The following is a 19,252-nucleotide window of genomic DNA, read 5'->3' as shown; positions in this document are numbered from 1 at the left end:
GGAAAACTGCAAATAAAAATGACGAAACTTGCTACCGGACACAATGTCCGGTAGTTTTTTTATTCTTCCTTTTACAGACGGGTGATTATTTTGCGCTTACATTTAAAGAACAAAATTAAAACCATTACGGAAAACAGTTTTAATATAGTCGGTGACAGTTTTGTCTTTGTTACGGACTACCACGCCCACAAAAACACTGGTCATACTCCTGCAATCGTAGACAGAATATACAAGGAAACAGGCATAACAAAACTTTTCTGTGGCGGTGACATGGGAACATCAACCGGGCTTATTGGAACTGTAAAAACAAATGTAGGCGCATTGAAAACATTGCGAAGTTGCATCCCCACCTTTTTAGCCTGTGCGGGAAACCATGAGTGGAAAGTAGCCGATAGTTCGTACCCATCTGCGACAAAGTACAATCTTGTCTACAATTACTATGTCAGCCAAATGGAATCGCAAGTATCATGCTTGAGCGATTTCGGTGATTTTTGGACCGACAGCAAGGGCGCAAAAATCAGATATTTCTTCATAAACCAAAACATTAGCACGGAAGTTACGGACACAAGCCTTAAATGGTTTATCAACGAACTTTCAAATGTTCCTGCGGGATATGGCATTGTTGTTATTATGCACCATGCTTATCATTCCAAAACGTATAACACGGCAGGTTCGAGAAAATCTATGGGTATGCTCAACTGGTGGGATAATTCGGTTGGGTTGCGAAACCTGACAGTGCGGCGTATTACCCAACTGCTTTATGCGGTTAAGACAGGAACGACAGTGAAATATGCCTTGCGACCATATGACAGCAGTTTAGATGTTAGCAAAAATATTACACCGCGCGACCATACGACCGCAGAACGTAACAGCTGTGGTGATTATGACCCAATTTTGAGTACGTTCCCGGAAGGCACGGACACTGGTGCATATACAGATGTTGTCACGTTCGACGGCTCGTCTGTTAATGATGGGGTGTATCCGATTGCCATCTTCTGTGGGCATAAGCATGAGGATGCGGCATATGACCCTGCGAGTGCTACATCTTTTGACGATATGGTCGATGAAAACACGGTATACTTACTGAATGACACATGGTACAGATATGATTCTGACACAGAATCTGAAACCTATGGACAGCGGGTTGCGATGAACAGTGCGGCTGGCGCGGCAACCCTTTCACAAGTTGAAACCGTGCCACCGATACTTGTTGTCCTGACTACAACTGACTGTTATGCACTTAATCATCCTGATACCGACCCAACTGTTAGGGAATCCGGAACAATTTCGGAGCAAGCGTTTGACGTGGTACAAATTGATACAAACGCAAAAAAGGTTTACTGTACAAGGATTGGAGCGGGGTCTAACCGCGTCTTTAGTTTTTAGATAACAGGGGTGGCTCATGCCACTCCTTTTTTATGGAGATCTAAAGTGAAAGACATTATTAATGAAGTCTTATCAAAAATAAAAGCCACGGAAACGCTGAAAACAGTGACGGATAAGGGCGTTGAAAAGTTGGCGGCAAGTGCGGTAGGTGCTACGTTATTGGACATAGGTACAATTTTTCTGTTGCTGATGTTGTTGGAAATCATTGATATTTTTACCGCCTGTGTCTATCAAGCATCGTTACTCTACAAAGCTACCTACGATAAGCGGATAGTGGAAAAGCGTGGTAGTTTGCTTACCTATATTCGTTACATATGGCAAGCACATCATTGGCGGTACGTTGACAGCTATGCCTTGCGTGACGGATTTTACAGTAAGACCATAATTTATTCGTTACTGCTCATTACTGGATTTTTGATTGATTTAGTTTTAAAAATTAGCCACTCGCCAATTCAGCCTGCATTAGTTATCGTTTGTTGCGTACTATCCATAACTGAAGGAATCTCGATTTGCGAAAACCTTGATAGTGCAGGAATCAAGATAGCAGGAGAGATTAGAGGACTATTGCAGAAACGGAAAGAGGGGATAAAATGATAGCGCCCAACGTGAAAGACTATGAACTCGAATTTACCACGCTGTACGAGCGGGACAACACCGACATGATCGTCATCCACCACACCGGCAACCCGACCGATGACGACCTGTCTGCCGAACAGATCCACGCTTCCCATCTCATGCAGGGGTGGAGCGGCATCGGTTACCATTACGTCATCCGGAAAGACGGCACGATAGAGGAAGGCCGTCCGAAGTGGGCGGTCGGTGTCCATGCGCAGGGATTCAACTGGAACAGCATCGGCATTCACCTGTGTGGCAATTTTGAATACGCAGAACCGACGCAGGCGCAGATCGAGTCCGCTTCCTATCTTATTGGTTATCTGTGTGATAAATACTGCCTGATCCCGACGGCCGATACCGTCAAGGGACACCGTGACCTGATGCCGACCGCCTGCCCGGGACGGAACCTCTACGAACAGCTCCAGACCATCCGTGGCAAGGCGATCTGGTACATGCAGCATTATGGAGGAGATTAATGAATGTTTATGAGTATCGACCTAACGACGAAAAAGTGGCTGTTGCTCTTCTTATCGCTGTTGCTGTTCTGGTGGGTACTTTCAGCATCGGGTACATGCTCGGCTTCCACAACGCCGGATCCGCAATCGGTGACGGTGGAAGTGTCGGAGTTGAACAGGTTGGACAGCATATTCAGTCAGCTGTCACAGGTCAACGGGAAATTACAGAACGAATTGACGGACTCCAGGACGGAACTGATCAAGTCGCAGGAAGCATTGAAAAAGGCGCAGCAGGAATTGAAGCAGCTGCAGTTGCAAATAGTAACGCTGAAAGCCTTGTCCGTGAATCAGGAGAACTCATTGCAGAAGGTCAACGAATCCTTCAAGAAATACGCAGCAGAACAGAAAAAGGAACGCATGAAAATTAAAGCTCAACGGAACGCTTGGGCCGTGGTTGCTTTAGTTGCTTGTATTGGAATCGCAGTAAAATAAAAACAGCCTGCCTCAAAAAACGGGGCAGGCGTCTTCACATTTATATACATTTAAGCTATAATCAGTTTAGGAAACATTTTTCTTTCGTGGGCTTTGAGAAATGACTTTTTGCAATGGGATACGGATAGTTTTATCCTTTTGCAGGTGGTCGAGCCAGCGGCACCAGCAAATTAATCATGTGTTACGTGAAAAGATCATCCTGATGAGGATGGTCTTTTTTATCGTTAAAGGGGATTCTTGAAAACGTTTCGTAATTTGAAATTTTTTCCTGTTATTAAAAAAATATTTTGTGGATGAAATGTAAAGAAACAGATGCTTGTGTTATAATCAATTCAACGAGATACGTTTATGTAATACATGAAACAGCAATGTTGAAGACTGCGGTTCCAATCGCAGTCTTTCACTTTATATGAGGAGGTTTACCATGTTGCATATAGGTTGTCATCTATCATCCAGTGACGGTTTCCTTGCCATGGGAAATACGGCCCTTTCCATTGGCGCGGATACATTTCAGTTCTTTACCCGCAATCCCCGGGGCAGTAAGGCAAAGGCTATTAATGCAGACGATGTCCGGGCTTTACTTATATTGATGAAAGAACATCAGTTTCCGTGTATTCTTGCCCATGCGCCGTACACGCTGAATCCCTGCTCTGCAACAGAAAAAACAAGGGAATTTGCGCGTCTGACCATGGAGGATGATCTGAAACGCATGGAATATACACCGGGTCAATTGTATAATTTCCATCCCGGCAGCCATACCGGACAGGGGGCGGAAAAAGGAATTGAGGAAATTGCTGCCCTGTTAAACGAATTACTGAAACCGGAACAGACAACAACCGTCTTACTGGAAACCATGTCGGGGAAAGGGTCGGAAGTGGGGCGCAACTTTGAGGAACTGGCTGCCATTTTGGATAAGCTTACGCTTAAGGAAAAGATGGGAATCTGTCTGGATACCTGTCACATCTGGGACGGGGGTTACGATATTGTCAATGATCTGGACGGCGTCGTGGATCAGTTTGACAGGATTATCGGAATGCATTACCTGAAAGCGATCCATTTAAATGACAGCCAGAACGAGCGGGGCAGCCATAAGGACCGACATGCCTGTATCGGTACCGGACGCATCGGATTGGAAGCGCTGGTAAATGTAATCAATCACCCGAAGCTGAAACACCTTCCTTTCTTTTTGGAAACGCCCAACGATTTGAACGGCTATAAAAAAGAAATCGCGTTGATGCGAAGTAGATTTAAAGAATGAGGGCTTTCCGGACATTGATTCAGTGGCATATACGGACAGAAATGCGTACAAGTGAAATTGAAAAAGTATAAGACGACAAGACTGGTAAAACGCTTTTTATAAAGATTTTTTATAAAAAAACTATTCACAGATAACCTATTTTTATGTACAATATTATAATAGGCAAAAAGTTTTAAAAATTAACAGTTGCTTCACCCTGATATAGTAAGAGCAAGTCAAAAACAATAAGGATTACCTGGCACAAAGGCCGTAAGATGGGTGGGCGTACGGAGAGGATTTTATAAACGAAGATGAAACGATACAGATATTGGGATTTAAAGCACTATGATCAGGAAGAAATAAAAGCGCTGTCCGCGAAACTGGGAATATCTCCGGTAACAGCAGGTATTTTGTGGAATCGCGGGCTGCGGGATGAAAACAGGATCAGGGAGTTCTTATTTGGCAAAAAAGAGACATACTATGATCCTTTTCTCATGAAAGATATGAGACTGGCGGCCGAACGGATTTTGCGGGCGGTAGAAAGCCGTGAGAAGATTGCTGTGTACGGAGATTACGACGTGGACGGCATAACAGCCAGCTCGTTACTATATTTGTATTTAACCGGATTACAGGCGAATGTATGTACCTATATCCCCAAACGGGAAGGGGAAGGATACGGCCTGAATCATGAAGCGCTGCAGTATTTGTATGAGGAAGGCATTACGCTGGTTATTACGGTAGACTGCGGCATAAGCGGTGTAAAAGAAGTGGCGGAAGCGCCCCGGGGCATGGAAATTATTATTACTGACCATCACCGTCCGCCGGAACTATTGCCGGCCGCTTTTGCTATTGTCAATCCCAAGCAGGCGGACTGCAAGTATCCGTTTAAGGGATTATCCGGCGTGGGCGTGGCGTTTAAGGTCTGTCAGGCATTGGAAAAAATACGTAATCCGGAGGCTCCGCTCTGGGAACAGTATACGGAGCTGGCAGCACTGGGTACGGTGGCAGACATCGTGCCATTACAGGATGAAAACCGTGCGCTGGTGAAACGGGGGATGAAGGCCATGGAGACCACATCCCTTACCGGACTTTGCAAATTACTGGAGGTCTGCCGCTGTTACCGGGAAACAATTACCACGGAAAAAATCGGGTTTATCCTGGCGCCTCGGCTCAACGCAGTGGGGCGTCTGGAACACGCGCAGCTGGCCGTAGAGCTTCTGATCACAAAGGATGAAGAAGCTGCGGAACGCATGGCCAACAGACTGAATGATGAAAATGCGGTGAGGCAGGAAATCAGCCGCCAGATTTTTACGGAAGCGGAAGCGTTGCTGGAAAAGCAGGATTCCATCGGCCCGGCGATCGTGTTGGCGGGACAGTGGGATTCTGATACCCAGCAAGGCTGGCATCCCGGTGTGATTGGGATTGTGGCTTCCAGACTGGTTGATAAATATTACCGTCCGGTCATCCTCATCAGCATCAGCGGGGAGGTTGCCAAAGGTTCGTGCCGCAGTATCCCGCCGCTGGATCTGTATGATGCAATCGATGCCTGCTCGGCCGATCTGGTACAGTTTGGAGGCCACAGCCAGGCTGCGGGTCTGACGCTGCAGAGTAATAAGATAGAAGAGTTTCGGAAGCACTTTATGGAAGTGGTCAGCAACAGCCTTAACCCGGAGGATTACCAGCCTCATCTGGCTGTGGATGTGGAATGGGACCGCCACGAAGAACTTACGCTGTCCTTTTTACATGAACTGCAGTTGCTGGAACCTTATGGCTGTGAAAATCCGGCGCCGCTCTTTATGCTCCGGAATGCAGAATTGCACAATCCGCGCCTGTTCGGACAGGAACTGACGCACCTGCGCTTTTTTGCTGATATCGGATCCAGATCCTGTCACTGCATTATGTGGCAGGGGGCTCAATATCAGTATTGTCTTTGCAATAATGCCCGGGCTGATATTGCTTTTAAGCCCCGAATTAATTTCTTTAATAATCTGGAAAGTATCAATTTGGATATTGTTGCCTTCCGCATGGATATGGAACTTCACGACTACCGCAGAAATTCCGAATTTAAAGAGACTGTGCTGGCACGGCTCCTGCATTCGGGCCAGCGTTTTACCGTGTTTGTTAATAAAAACAGTCGGGAAGAAAAAGAAATTTCCGCCTTTGCCAATGTGAAAATCCGGCACTACGGCGAACAGTGCGAGTCTGTGGAGCAGCAGATCATCTTTTACGAATTACCGGAAGAGGATATCTTCCAGTGGGGAAAATTCCCCGTTAATGGAAACGGGGGAAGGGTTTTATACATCCTGTATAATCTGGATGATTTATCGATACAGAAGAGCCGGTTGATGGAGGAATATCCAAACAGGAACCATCTGGCTGACGCCTACCGGTTCATCAAAAGGGTGCTTCAGTCCCAGGCTGTTGCCAAGTTGGACCAGTTAAAATATCAGGCGGAAAAGCATCAGCTGCGCCTGAAGGAACATGATTTGCGTATTTTCCGTGAACTGGGTTTTTTCCGGATCCAGGGGGACGATCTGATGATGGGAAGTACCGAACATAAGCAGTTGGAAGCGTCTCCGACCTATGCGGGGCTGTGTGCCAAAAGAGATGCTTTGCTGGAAATTTACCATAACAGTTTACGGATTGCATGCGCCCGGATTCAGAGCCTGCGAAAACACTGAAGACCTGTATGTTTACTGACAGCAGTGACGTGACCGGTGCGTTTTGTAAACGCAGATAAGGAAGGAATAGAGTATGCCCGCTAAAGAAGACCAGAATGTAACCATTGAAGAGTTCTTAGCGTTTTTAAAAACCTATCTTGATGAAAAGCAGATTGCTTTTGTGAAAAAGGCCTATGAATTTGCTGCGAAGATGCATGCAGAGCAGAAGCGGCGTTCCGGTGAGCCCTATATCATTCATCCTACGCAGGTTGCCAATATCCTGGCCCAGATGAAGATGGACGAAGAAACGCTGGCAGCAGCTTTTCTGCACGATGTGGTGGAGGATACCGATACATCCCTGCAGGAACTGAAGGAATTGTTCGGAGCCAAGGTAGCCATGCTGGTGGATGGCGTGACCAAACTGGGCAAAATTGAATATATCTCCAAGGAAGAGCGGCAGATTGAAAACTACCGTAAGATGTTCCTGGCCATGGCCCAGGACATCCGCGTGGTTATCATCAAGCTGGCGGACCGCCTTCATAATATGCGTACCATGAAATACATGCCGGTGCATAAACAGCAGTCTATTTCCAAAGAGACGCTGGAAATCTACGCGCCTCTGGCCAACCGTCTGGGTATCTACACGATCAAATGGGAACTGGAGGACATGGCCTTCCGTTACCGGGATCCGGAACTGTATTACAATCTGGTAGAGCAGGTTAAGACCAAACGGAAAGAACGGGAAGCCATGATCAACGACGCCATGGAAACCCTGCGCCAGGAATTGGGCAAGGTGAATATCCGCTGTGAGATACAGGGGCGTCCCAAGAATTTCTACAGTATTTATAAAAAGATGATGCGGGACCATAAAGAGCTGAATGAGATTTATGACCTGCTGGCTGTCAGGGTGCTGGTGAATACGGTGAAAGACTGTTACGGGGCCCTGGGTATCGTACATGGCCTGTGGCGCCCGATCCCCGGACGTTTTAAGGATTATGTGGCCGTGCCTAAATCCAACATGTATCAGTCCCTGCATACCACGGTGGCATTTACCAACGGGCAGCCGCTGGAGATCCAGATCCGTACCTTTGAGATGCACCGCATCAGTGAGTTCGGTATTGCGGCTCACTGGCGGTACAAGGAAAGCGGCGGTTCCAATCCTGCGACCGGTTCAACCAAATCCTATGCGGAAAAGCTTTCCTGGCTGCGCCAGCTGCTGGAATGGCACAAGGACATGAATGATTCCCGGGACTTCGTGGATACGGTAAAGATGGATGTCTTCGCTGACGAGGTCTTTGTGTTCACGCCCCGGGGCGATGTCATCGACCTGCCGGTCGGTTCTGTGCCCATTGACTTTGCGTACCGTATTCATACAGACGTAGGTAACCGCTGTATCGGCGCCAAGGTAAACGGGCGTATCGTGCCGCTGGATTACAAGCTGTCCAACGGCGATATCGTGGAAGTCATCACCAGCAAGCAGGCTTCCGGTCCCAGCCGCGACTGGATCAACATTGCCGGTTCCTCTGATACCCGCAACAAAATCAAGTCCTGGTTCAAGAAAGAACGCAAAGAAGAGAACATAGAACGCGGCCGCGACATGCTGGAAAAAGAATGCAAGCGGTTGGGTTATAACCATAAAGAGTTTGCCAGTCAGGACAAGCTGAAAACCATTGCAGAAAAGCTGCGGATGCCGGATGTGGATGGCCTTCTGGCTTCCCTGGGATATGGTGGCACAACCCTGACGGCAATCATGTCCAAGCTGGTGGACATTTACAAACAGGAACAGCAGAAGCAGCTGCAAACCAAGAAAGATCTGTCCCAGTTGCTGGCGGAACTGAAACCGCGTACTTCGAAAGCAAAATCCAGCCACGGCATCCTGGTGAAAGGGGAAGATGGCATCATGGTCAAACTGGCCCGGTGCTGCAACCCGGTGCCCGGAGACCCTGTCATCGGCTATATCACCCGGGGCAGCGGTATTTCCGTACACCGTACAGATTGCCCCAATGTCATGTCCAACAACCCGGAAGAGCAGAGCCGTCTCATCGATGTGACCTGGGACGTGGCCACGGATGACGTATATAAGGCAAACATCGTGATTATCGCGGCAGATAAGCCCGGCATTATGGTGGATATCATGATGGCCATCAGCGAGAACAAGATCAATATCAATAATATCAGCAGTCACTCTGATAAAAACAAAATGGCAACCATCCATCTGGGTTTGGATATTACCAATATCGGACAGCTGGAAACCATTATGAACCGGATCAAACGGATCCAGGGCATCTACAGTGTAGACCGGATGACAACAGGAAGCGTCGGCGCGGAAGGCGGGAAAGGAAAGAAACGATGAAAATCAGATTGATGGAAGTGGGCCCTCTCTGCACAAACTGTTATCTTGCAGAAAATGAAGAGACAAAGCATGCTGTTATGGTGGATCCGGGCGACGACGGGGACCGCATCATGGACGTGGTAAAAAAATACGGGCTGACCATTGACGCGATCCTGCTGACCCACGGCCATGCGGACCATATCAGCGGGCTGAAGGAAGTACGGGAAGGCACGAAAGCTAAGGTGTACATTGCGGCCGGCGATGCGGACCGGCTGACCCATTCCACCTCCCTGTTCTTTCCCGGCCCGGCGAAGAACTACGGCGCTGCGGATGTCATCGTGAAAGATAACGATTCGTTTGAAGCGGCAGGCATGCAGTTTAAAGTGCTGGCTACGCCCGGCCATACGCCGGGGGGCGTATGCTATGTAGTGGAGGACGCCGTCTTCTGCGGCGATACGATCTTCGCGGAGTCCATTGGGCGGACGGATTTGCCCGGCGGCAATTACGGAGAATTGCTGCAGTCCATAAAAGAAAAGATTTTGCCATTGAAAGATGATATGATGCTGTTACCAGGTCATGGACCAGCCACTAACGTTGGGTGGGAAAGGAAACGGAACCCGTTTCTACAGTAGGGTCATACTCCGGTATCCGGGTGAAAAGATCGCCCGGTTCCCGTTAATATAACAGCAGGCTTTTATTGCCTGCAGAGGATAATAAGAGTTTTATCATGAAAAACACCTACATTCATTACGTACAACAGCATACCGTTTTTAAATTCCTCATTGCCTTCGTGATATCAGCGATACTTTACGCGATGAGTTCTTTCCTGTTCCCGGTTTTGCTGGCGATCGGCCTGGCTTTTGCCCTGTATCCACTGACAAGGATGTTTACAAGGTTGCAGCTGGGGAAAACCGGTATGCATCCGTCCCGGGTGGCAGCGATCATCCTTGCCTTCATTGCTTCCGCGATTTTTGCGGGAATTGTGATTTCGTTTGTGGTGCTCCCGCTGTTTGGGCAGATTAATGAATTGATTGTAAAACTACCGGAATATTCGGAACAGATGCAGGGAAAATCGCTGCTCCGAATCCTGAAAGAACCCTCTGCCAGTGTGCCTGTCCTTCCGTCCAACCTGGAAGGACTGTTGAACGATGCGATTAATTCCATCATGGGATTTTTGGCCAATGTGGTCCGGAACCTTTTAAATTCCACGGTGCAGATGGTAGCGAATCTTGTGGGTCTGATTGTCGTACCGTTCCTGGCCTTTTATTTTCTGAAAGACTGGCGTAAACTCTGCACTATGATCACGGATCTGTTTACGCCGGGGGCACGCCCCAAGGTCAGCCATGTGCTGGCCCGGATCGGCGTTGCCATCAGCGGGTATGTGGAAGGCCTCTGGAAGATGAGCATGCTGGCCGCGCTGTCGATAACCATTGTGCTGCTGATCCTGGGAATTCCTTATCCTCTGGTTTTTGGTCTGATTGCCCTGCTGGCGGAGACCATTCCGGTCATCGGCCCGATGATTTCCGCGATACCCGCGATCTTTGTGGCCTATACATCCACTACGCCGCAGACGGCGTTTTGTCTTGCTGTTTTTTATCTGGTGTATTACACGATAGACAGCCAGATGCTGCAACCCATCGTGATGGGAAAAAAAATAAAGCTGCATCCTGTTATAATCCTGCTGGCCTTAATGATCGGCGGAAAACTGTTCGGTATTCTTGGCATGCTCTTTGCCATGCCGGTGGCTGCGGTATACCGTGTGCTGTATGACGAACTGTGGCATTATGACGGGGAAGAACCGGCAAAACCGGAAGAGGAAGAGGATATTATTACAGATGAAATTGCCGCATCGCTGACGACGGACCCGGTCGATGACCAGATGGTACAGCAGCGGAAAGAGCAGATGGAAAGAGAAAAAAACAATTAGTTTATCCATTACCCGGACTGACAGTATTCCGGAAAAATATTTTCATAATACAAGGAACACAGATTGTCAGCTTGTATGAAAAGTGGTAAAATATATAACGTTTATTGATTCGTAAATTTGTAAAACAGGAAATCCTGTGTTTGTAAATGGAAGATTGTGATCCTGCTTTTATATAGATGTAAGGGGATCACAGTATTTGGAGTGTTGAAGGGGGAGTCTTGTGTGTTGACAACGATGCCGCGCGGCACCAAGGATATCCTTCCGGCGGAGGTCGGCGCCTGGCGCTATGTGGAAGGAATCCTGCGAGACCTGTGCAGGTGTTTTGGCTTTAAAGAGATCCGTACCCCGGTATTTGAACACACGGAATTATTCCAGCGTGGCATCGGGGATACGACGGATGTTGTAGAAAAGGAAATGTACACGTTCATTGACCGGGGGAAACGCAGCCTTACGCTGCGCCCGGAAAATACGGCTTCCGCCGTGCGGGCGTTCATTGAGCATAAAATGTATGCCGAACCGGATCCGGCCAAGCTGTTCTATATCGGCCCCATGTTCCGGTATGACCGGCCCCAGGCAGGCAGGCAGCGCCAGTTCCATCAGTTTGGCGTGGAACTGCTGGGCGCTCCGGGGCCTAACGCGGATGCGGAGATCATCCTGCTGGCTGTGCAGATTTTGCGGAAGCTTGGGTTAAAAGATCTGCAGCTGAAGATTAATACGGTAGGCTGTCCGGAATGCCGTCCGGCTTACCGGCAGAAGCTGCAGAGCTATTACAGACCCCATCTGGAAGAACTCTGTGAAGACTGCCGTTCCCGGTTTGACAGGAACCCCATGCGCATATTGGACTGCAAGAATGAGAAATGCCATGCGCTGGCAGCCGGCGCCCCGAAACTGGCAGAATGTCTGGACGAAGACTGTAAAGAACATTTTGCAAAGGTGCAGGAACTGCTGAGATCTTCCGGCGTGGACTTCGTTATCGATCCCACATTGGTGCGCGGTCTGGATTATTACACCCGGACTGCCTTTGAAATCCAGTATACGCCTTTGGGAGCGCAGAGCGCAGTATTAGGTGGCGGCCGCTATGACGGCCTGGTGGAAGAGGTAGGTGGTCCTGCCACGCCGGGTATCGGGTTTGCCATGGGGATGGAGCGGGTGATCCTGGCGCTGGAAAGCCAGAACCTGCTGCCTGCTGCAGAGGATGCTGTCGAGGTATTTGTCATTGCGCCGAAGCCTGAAGCAGCGACCCTTGCTTTCACGACTGTAGAAAAATTAAGAGAAGCGGGCATCTGCGCGGCTTATGATTACCAGCAGCGCAGCATGAAGGCCCAGATGAAAGCAGCCAACCGGCTGAAAGCTAAATTCGTACTGATCTTCGGGGAAGACGAGCTGTCGCGAAACATGGTGACGCTGCGGAACATGACCACGGAAGATAAGGATAATAACCAGCGGGAAATTCCTCTTGCTGAGATCACAACTATTTTAAAAACAGAGGTGCAGAAGAATGAGTGAAATGTTTAAGCGCGATCATCATTGCGGAACCCTGACCAAAGCGGATTCCGGCAAAGAGGTAGCCTTGTGCGGCTGGGTTTCCAAACGCCGCGACCATGGCGGACTGATTTTTATCGACCTGCGGGACCGTTCCGGTATCTGCCAGGTTGTTATCGATCCGGATGCCGGCGAAAGCTTTAAGAATGCGGAAGCGGTCCGGAGCGAATATGTGATCCAGGTGTTCGGCAAGGTGCGGGAACGCGACGCGGAGACTGTCAATCCCAACATTGCAACCGGTGAGATTGAAGTGGTGGCCCATACCCTGAACGTGCTGAACGGCGCCAAGACTCCTCCGTTCTATATTCAGGACGGCATTGATACCGATGAGAACCTGCGCCTGAAATACCGTTATCTGGACCTGCGCCGTCCGGAGATGCAGGCCAACTTGATCCTGCGTCACAAAGTGACCAAGCTGATGCGTGACTACATGGACAACAACGGTTTTCTGGAAATTGAAACCCCCATGCTGTGCAAGAGCACGCCGGAAGGCGCCCGGGATTACCTGGTGCCCAGCCGCGTGAACCCCGGCAAGTTCTATGCATTGCCCCAGTCCCCGCAGATTTTCAAACAGCTGCTGATGGTGGGCGGTTATGAACGGTACTTCCAGATTGCCCGCTGCTTCCGCGACGAAGATTTGCGTGCGGACCGGCAGCCGGAATTCACCCAGCTGGACGTGGAAATGTCCTTTGTGGAAATGGACGATGTGATGGATATGATGGAAGGCCTGATCGCGTACGTGTTCAAAGGCGCGCTGGGCGTTGATATCCAGCGGCCCATGCAGCGCATGACCTGGGACGAAGCCATGGACAAATATGGCAGCGACAAGCCGGACCTGCGTTTTGACATGCCGCTGATCAACATGGTGGACGCTGTTTCCGGTTCTGACTTCAAAGTATTTAACAACATTATCGCCGACGGCGGCATTGTAAAAGCCATCAACGTAAAAGGTGATGCCAATATTCCCCGCCGGGAACTGGACGGGCTGGTTGACTTTGTGGCGATCTACGGCGCCAAAGGCCTGGCCTGGATGCAGATCCAGCCGGACGGCAGCGTGAAATCCCCGATCGCCAAGTTCTTTGACGAAGCCCATCTGAACAAAATTAAGGAAACGGCCAGCGCGGAACCCGGCGACCTGTTGCTGTTCGTAGCGGATAAACCGGCTACCGTGGCCCAGGCGTTGGGAGCTCTGCGTATTGAAATGGCAAAACGCATGAACCTGATCGATAAAGACAAACTGTGCTTTACCTGGGTTACCCGTTTCCCGATGTTTGAGTGGAACGAGGATGAAAAACGCTGGGTTGCCATGCATCATCCGTTTACGGCACCCTGCGACGAAGATCTGCCCATGCTGCAGACCAATCCCGGCAAAGTGTATGCCAAAGCGTACGACATGGTGCTGAACGGTGTCGAACTTGGTGGCGGTTCCATCCGTATCCATCGCCGCGATGTGCAGAACGCTATCTTTGAAGCTATCGGTCTTACCGATGAGGAAGCGCAGGAAAAATTCGGCTTCATGATGCAGGCGTTCGAGTACGGTGCGCCTCCCCATGGAGGACTGGCCTTCGGTCTGGACCGTATGATCATGCTGATGGCAAAACGTCCGTCCATCCGCGACGTCATCGCATTCCCGAAGACCCAGAACGCCAACGACATGATGAGCGAAGCACCCAATGTAGTAGACGAAAAACAGCTGCGTGAGCTGCATATCCGCCTGTCGTTGCTGGCAAAAGATAAGAAACAGCAGTAAAAATCAGGCACAGGAGTGCACCAGAAGGATAGAACGGAAAGATTTTGTTTTGCATTGTGTACATCCTTAACAAACGGAAAGTAAAGCAAACTGTTTTTGTAAAAATTGTGTTAAATGAAATGTAAAGACAGACCCGGAGCATTGAAAAAATGCTCCGGGTCTGTTATAGTATAAGTGTAAGGATTTGCAGATGCAATTGTGATTCCGGATTAACGGAACGAAAGTCTGTAAACAGATAACTAAATATTTTTAAAAGTTACCCTGCGATGTTCGTTACATCCTTCTACGTGCTGAGCCAACGAATTTACCAAGGGAGCCTGATGTCGCGCCTTTCAAAAACCAGCCTCCTTCGAGTGGACTTTTGCGACTGGCGGTAAGGCACCCACCTGCACATGCAGGTTCAATACTCTGAAGATGAACGGCATTGTGGGGCAATTTGCTTATATGCGGATTTGCTCCATAAAGAGAAAGAAAAGGAAAGACGCAAGCAACCGTTCCCGGTTTTGCGGCGTCTTTTTCTTTGCAGATTCATTGACATTATCCGTGATTTTGCGTATAATTTTATAGTTAATATAATTTGTTTATAATAGTAAGATGTTTTATAAACGCAAAAGGAGAGAGAACCTATGAAGTACATGAGCGGTAACGAACTCCGCGAACAGTTTTTACGATTTTTTGAAGAACGGGGGCATATGCGGCTGCCCAGCGCGTCCCTGATCCCCCAGGATGATCCGACCCTGCTTTTGATTGGCGCCGGCATGGCTCCTTTCAAACCTTTCTTTACCGGTAAGATGAAGCCGCCTTCCCCCCGTGTGACTACCTGCCAGAAGTGCGTGCGCACTGGCGATATTGAAAATGTGGGACGTACCGCCCGCCATCATACCTATTTTGAAATGCTGGGAGATTTCTCCTTTGGCGACTACTTCAAAAAAGAGATTATTCCCTGGAGCTGGGAGTTCCTGACCAAAGAACTGGAACTGCCCGGTGATAAACTGTACATTACCATCCATACTTCCGACGATGAAGCATACCAGATCTGGCATGATGTTGTTGGAATTCCGGATGAGCGGATCATGCGTCTGGAAGATAACTTCTGGGAAATTGGCAGCGGCCCCTGCGGCCCCTGCTCGGAGATCCATATCGATTTAGGGCCCGAACGGGGCTGCGGTAAACCGGACTGCGGCCCGGCCTGCGACTGCGGACGGTTCCTGGAACTGTGGAACCTGGTATTCACCCAATTCAACCAGAACGAGGATGGCACCTATACGCCGCTGGAACATAAGAACATTGATACCGGCGCCGGCCTGGAACGCATTGCGTCCGTGCTGCAGGGAAAGCCTTCCAACTTTGAGACGGACTTGATTTTCCCCATTATTGAATACGCCAGCAGGGAAAGCGGCGTTGCCTACAACGCGTCCCCGAAGACCGACGTGTCCCTGAAGGTCATTGCTGACCATGCCCGCAGCCTGACCTTTATGATCGGCGACGGCATTTTGCCTTCCAACCTGGGCCGCGGGTACATTCTGCGCCGGGTGTTACGCCGTGCGGTGCGTCACGGACGCCTGCTGGGCATTGACCGTGAATTTTTAGGCGGCGCGGTGGATGTGGTGGTTTCCATGTACGGCGACCACTATCCGGAGATTCGTGAGAAACAGGATTATATTAAGAAAGTCATCCACATGGAAGAAAGCAGCTTCCTGAAGACCCTGAAGAGCGGCAGTGATATGCTGGACGGGGAGATTGCCCGTCTGAAAGAGGAAGGAAAAACCGAACTGGATGGCAGTATTGCTTTCAAACTGTCCGACACCTTCGGTTTCCCGAAAGAACTGACAGCGGAAATTCTGGAAGAACACGGCATGACCTTAGATGAAAAGGGCTTTGCCGAAGCGTTGGAGGTACAGCGCAAGATGGCCCGCGATGCCCGGGACGACAAAACCGGACGTCCGGTAATCTACAATGACCGGGATCTGAACGCAGCAGACTTAAAAGTGGATGAGTGCGCGCATTGCGGTAAGGTCATGAAAGTGTATCCGGTAGCGGACGCACAGCCGGTCGATTCCGTTTCGGACGGCAATGGCGCGGCAGTGATTTTGGACGTGACCGGGTTCCATGCGGAAGGCGGCGGCCAATTAGGCGATATTGGTGTGATTAAAGCGCCGGCCGGACTGATGCGTGTCACCAAAACGAAAAAGCTGCCGGACGGCGTTACCTATATGGCGGGTACTGTGGAAGAAGGAACCATTGCGACAGGCGATGAAGTTACCTTTGAAGTGGATACCGTCCGCAAATCTGATATCGCCCGGAACCATACGGCCACCCATCTGCTGCAGGCAGCGCTGCGCAGAGTGCTGGGCGACCATGTCAATCAGGCAGGCAGCTATGTAGGTCCGGACCGTCTCCATTTTGACTTCTCCCATTTTTCTGCTGTAACGCCGGAAGAACTGGCGCAGGTAGAAAAGATGGTCAACGAGCAGATTCTGGCGGCCAAGACCGTTACCTTTGAAGAAGTACCCATTGAAGAAGCGAAAAAACGCGGCGCTATGGCGCTGTTCGGTGAAAAATACGGCGCTGTGGTGCGCGTCGTGACCGTTCCGGATTTCTCTATGGAACTGTGCGGCGGTGTACATGTAAGCAACACGGCCCAGATCGGTCTGTTTAAAATCGTCAGCGAATCTTCTACCGGTGCCGGTGTGCGCCGTATTGAAGCAGTCACCGGTTTCGGCGCGCTGCAATATGTGGAAGGATTGGAAAAGACTATCGGGAATGTAGCGGCTAAACTGCATTGCCGCAACACGGATGTGGAAGAACGTTTGGATGTGCTGGCGGCAGAAGCCAAAGAAGCTTCACAGAAAGTTAAGGCACTGGAAAGCAAGATGGCTGCGGCGGCAGCTTCCAGCGCGGCAGATCAGGTGAAGGACATAAAGGGAGTCAATGCGCTGGTACAGAAAGTCAGCGTATCTGATGTAAATGCCCTGCGTACCATGGGCGATCAGCTCCGGGATAAGACCGGCGGCGTAGTGGTGCTGGCTTCCGTATTCGAAAACGGTAAGATCGGTATCCTGGCCATGGCCCATAAAGACGCAGTAGCCAAAGGCATTCATTGCGGAAAGATCGTGAAAGAAGTGGCGGCCCTGTGCGGCGGTGGCGGCGGCGGTCGTCCGGATATGGCACAGGCCGGCGGCAAGGATGCGGCTAAAGTGGACGAAGCGCTTCAGGCTGCCTGGGGTGTAATTGAAGGTCAGGTCAAGTAATCTGAAACGGTTTTATTGGTTTTGATAATATAAGTACTGCAAAAGCAGTTTTGCGTTGAATTGCAGTGAGATAGGAGTTAGTTATCATGAGTGAAGTTCGCGTACGTTTTGCCCCCAGTCCCACGGGCAATTTACATGTTGGCGGCGCCCGTACCTGCCTGTTCAACTGGCTGTTTGCCAGAAGCCAGGGCGGCAAGCTGGTGCTGCGTATTGAAGACACTGACCCGGCCCGTTTTCAGGAAGGCTCGGTGGGGCAGATTATCCGGAGCATGAAATGGCTGGGCCTGGATTGGGATGAAGGCCCGGAAGTAGGGGGGCCGTGCGAACCGTATTACCAGTCCCAGCGTACGGAAATTTATCAGAAATATATTCAGCAGTTACTGGATGAAGGCAAGGCGTATTACTGCTTCTGCACGCCGGAAGAACTGGAGGCGCAGCGTGAGATCCAGCGGCAGAGGAAGCAGCCGTTCCGTTACCCCCGTACTTGCCGTAATCTTTCCAAAGAGGAAGTGGAGCGCAGGCTGGCTGCCGGCGAACCCCATTCCATCCGGTTCAAGATTCCCATGAAAGGGAACATGCGTGTGAAGGATCTCATCCATGGCCGCATGGATTTTGACCTGACCCAGTTTGATGATTTTGTCATCGCCAAGACGAACGGCACGCCCACTTACAACTTTGCCGTTGTGATCGACGACCATCTGATGGGTATGACCCATGTGCTCCGGGCGGAGGAACATATCCCTAACACGCCGAAACAGATTCTCCTCTACGAAGCATTGGGCTTCCCTGTGCCGGAGTTCGGTCATATGTCCATGATCCTGGCGCCGGACCGCAGTAAGCTGTCCAAACGGCATGGCGCCCAGTCGGTGGAAGAGTTCCAGGCGATGGGCTATCTGCCGGAAGCATTGCTGAACTATCTGACCCTGTTAGGCTGGTCCCCGGAAGGCAATCAGGAGATCATCAGCAAAGAAGAAACCGTAAAACAGTTTGACATGAACAAGATGTCCCACAAAGGGGCGGTGTATGATATCAAAAAGCTGTACTGGATCAACGGCCAGTACCTGCAGAGCCTGCCGCTGGAACGTATCGTCAACGATGTGAAACCGTTCTTTTTGAAGGACGGGCTGGTGACAGAGGAATGGCTGCAGGACGAAGCGAACCAGAAGTACCTGGCTCATCTGGTGGAAGTAGTGAGGGTTCGCGTGAAAACGCTGCAGGAGATCGTGGACGCTTCCACATATTTCTTCAAGGATTTTGATGCCTTTGATGAAAAAGGAGCCCGCAAGTTCTTCACTGCAGAAGGCGTTGCCCTGCTGAAAAAATGCAGGGAACGGGTAGCTGCAGCGCCTGAAGCGGAATTCAATGAAGCGGATCTGGAAAAGCTGTATAATGCCCTTGCAGAAGAAGAAGGCGTGGCATTAGGCAAGGTGATCCAGCCCAGCCGTCTGGCGCTGTCCGGTCGCACCGTAACCCCGGGCATGTTCGACGTGATGGTTCTGCTGGGCAAGGAAAAAACACTGGAACGTATGGATCGGGCGATTGCCTTTGCTGAACAAATGGCCTAAATCCTTTTCAGTTTCCGTTGCCGCTTTGCAGTGGCGCCGG

General features: G+C 50.0%; 13 protein-coding genes and 1 other RNA gene. All 14 read left to right on the top strand.

What is annotated here, in order from left to right; all coding sequences use genetic code 11:
- The first annotated feature begins 90 nt into the window (after positions 1 to 90).
- Entirely contained in the window at positions 91 to 1,386 is a 1,296-nt protein-coding gene (locus ACZOWY_RS10600; RefSeq protein ID WP_484397346.1) for a metallophosphoesterase, read from the top strand.
- Between the two features lie 45 nt (positions 1,387 to 1,431).
- A complete protein-coding gene (locus ACZOWY_RS10595; RefSeq protein ID WP_484397341.1) occupies positions 1,432 to 1,980 on the top strand; it encodes a phage holin family protein in 549 nt (182 codons plus the stop codon).
- On the top strand, positions 1,977 to 2,477 hold the full coding sequence (locus tag ACZOWY_RS10590) for a peptidoglycan recognition protein family protein (RefSeq protein WP_484397337.1): 501 nt from the start codon (positions 1,977 to 1,979) through the stop codon (positions 2,475 to 2,477). Before ACZOWY_RS10595 ends, ACZOWY_RS10590 begins: the two co-directional genes overlap by 4 nt.
- Entirely contained in the window at positions 2,477 to 2,884 is a 408-nt protein-coding gene (locus tag ACZOWY_RS10585; protein ID WP_484397334.1) for a hypothetical protein, read from the top strand. The genes ACZOWY_RS10590 and ACZOWY_RS10585 overlap by 1 nt, the downstream gene beginning before the upstream one ends.
- A 488-nt stretch (positions 2,885 to 3,372) precedes the next feature.
- A complete protein-coding gene (locus ACZOWY_RS10580) occupies positions 3,373 to 4,206 on the top strand; it encodes a deoxyribonuclease IV (RefSeq protein ID WP_484397330.1) in 834 nt (277 codons plus the stop codon).
- 290 nt (positions 4,207 to 4,496) lie between these two features.
- Positions 4,497 to 6,866: a single-stranded-DNA-specific exonuclease RecJ gene (gene recJ, locus ACZOWY_RS10575; protein WP_484397325.1), complete on the top strand. Its 2,370-nt coding sequence runs from the start codon at positions 4,497 to 4,499 to the stop codon at positions 6,864 to 6,866.
- Positions 6,867 to 6,939: 73 nt separating this feature from the next.
- On the top strand, positions 6,940 to 9,198 hold the full coding sequence (locus ACZOWY_RS10570; protein ID WP_484397320.1) for a RelA/SpoT family protein: 2,259 nt from the start codon (positions 6,940 to 6,942) through the stop codon (positions 9,196 to 9,198).
- Complete coding sequence (locus ACZOWY_RS10565) at positions 9,195 to 9,809, top strand: MBL fold metallo-hydrolase (protein ID WP_484397315.1); 615 nt, start codon at positions 9,195 to 9,197, stop codon at positions 9,807 to 9,809. Before ACZOWY_RS10570 ends, ACZOWY_RS10565 begins: the two co-directional genes overlap by 4 nt.
- A gap of 95 nt (positions 9,810 to 9,904) precedes the next feature.
- The gene (locus ACZOWY_RS10560; RefSeq protein ID WP_484397312.1) at positions 9,905 to 11,104 is read left to right on the top strand and encodes an AI-2E family transporter; all 1,200 of its coding nucleotides are present in this window, start codon (positions 9,905 to 9,907) and stop codon (positions 11,102 to 11,104) included.
- A gap of 222 nt (positions 11,105 to 11,326) precedes the next feature.
- The gene (gene hisS, locus ACZOWY_RS10555; RefSeq protein ID WP_484397307.1) at positions 11,327 to 12,610 is read left to right on the top strand and encodes a histidine--tRNA ligase; all 1,284 of its coding nucleotides are present in this window, start codon (positions 11,327 to 11,329) and stop codon (positions 12,608 to 12,610) included.
- A complete protein-coding gene (gene aspS, locus ACZOWY_RS10550) occupies positions 12,603 to 14,396 on the top strand; it encodes an aspartate--tRNA ligase (RefSeq protein ID WP_484397303.1) in 1,794 nt (597 codons plus the stop codon). Before hisS ends, aspS begins: the two co-directional genes overlap by 8 nt.
- 255 nt (positions 14,397 to 14,651) lie before the next feature.
- Positions 14,652 to 14,833: non-coding RNA, 6S RNA (gene ssrS / locus ACZOWY_RS10545), on the top strand.
- Between the two features lie 189 nt (positions 14,834 to 15,022).
- Positions 15,023 to 17,647: an alanine--tRNA ligase gene (alaS, locus tag ACZOWY_RS10540; RefSeq protein ID WP_484397297.1), complete on the top strand. Its 2,625-nt coding sequence runs from the start codon at positions 15,023 to 15,025 to the stop codon at positions 17,645 to 17,647.
- A gap of 86 nt (positions 17,648 to 17,733) precedes the next feature.
- Complete coding sequence (gene gltX, locus ACZOWY_RS10535) at positions 17,734 to 19,212, top strand: glutamate--tRNA ligase (protein ID WP_484397293.1); 1,479 nt, start codon at positions 17,734 to 17,736, stop codon at positions 19,210 to 19,212.
- Positions 19,213 to 19,252 lie beyond the last annotated feature (40 nt).

The organism is Succiniclasticum sp. (genome assembly GCF_056977735.1).
The sequence above is the reverse complement of the archived record's forward strand: the minus strand, read 5'-3'. Positions and strand labels throughout refer to the sequence as shown.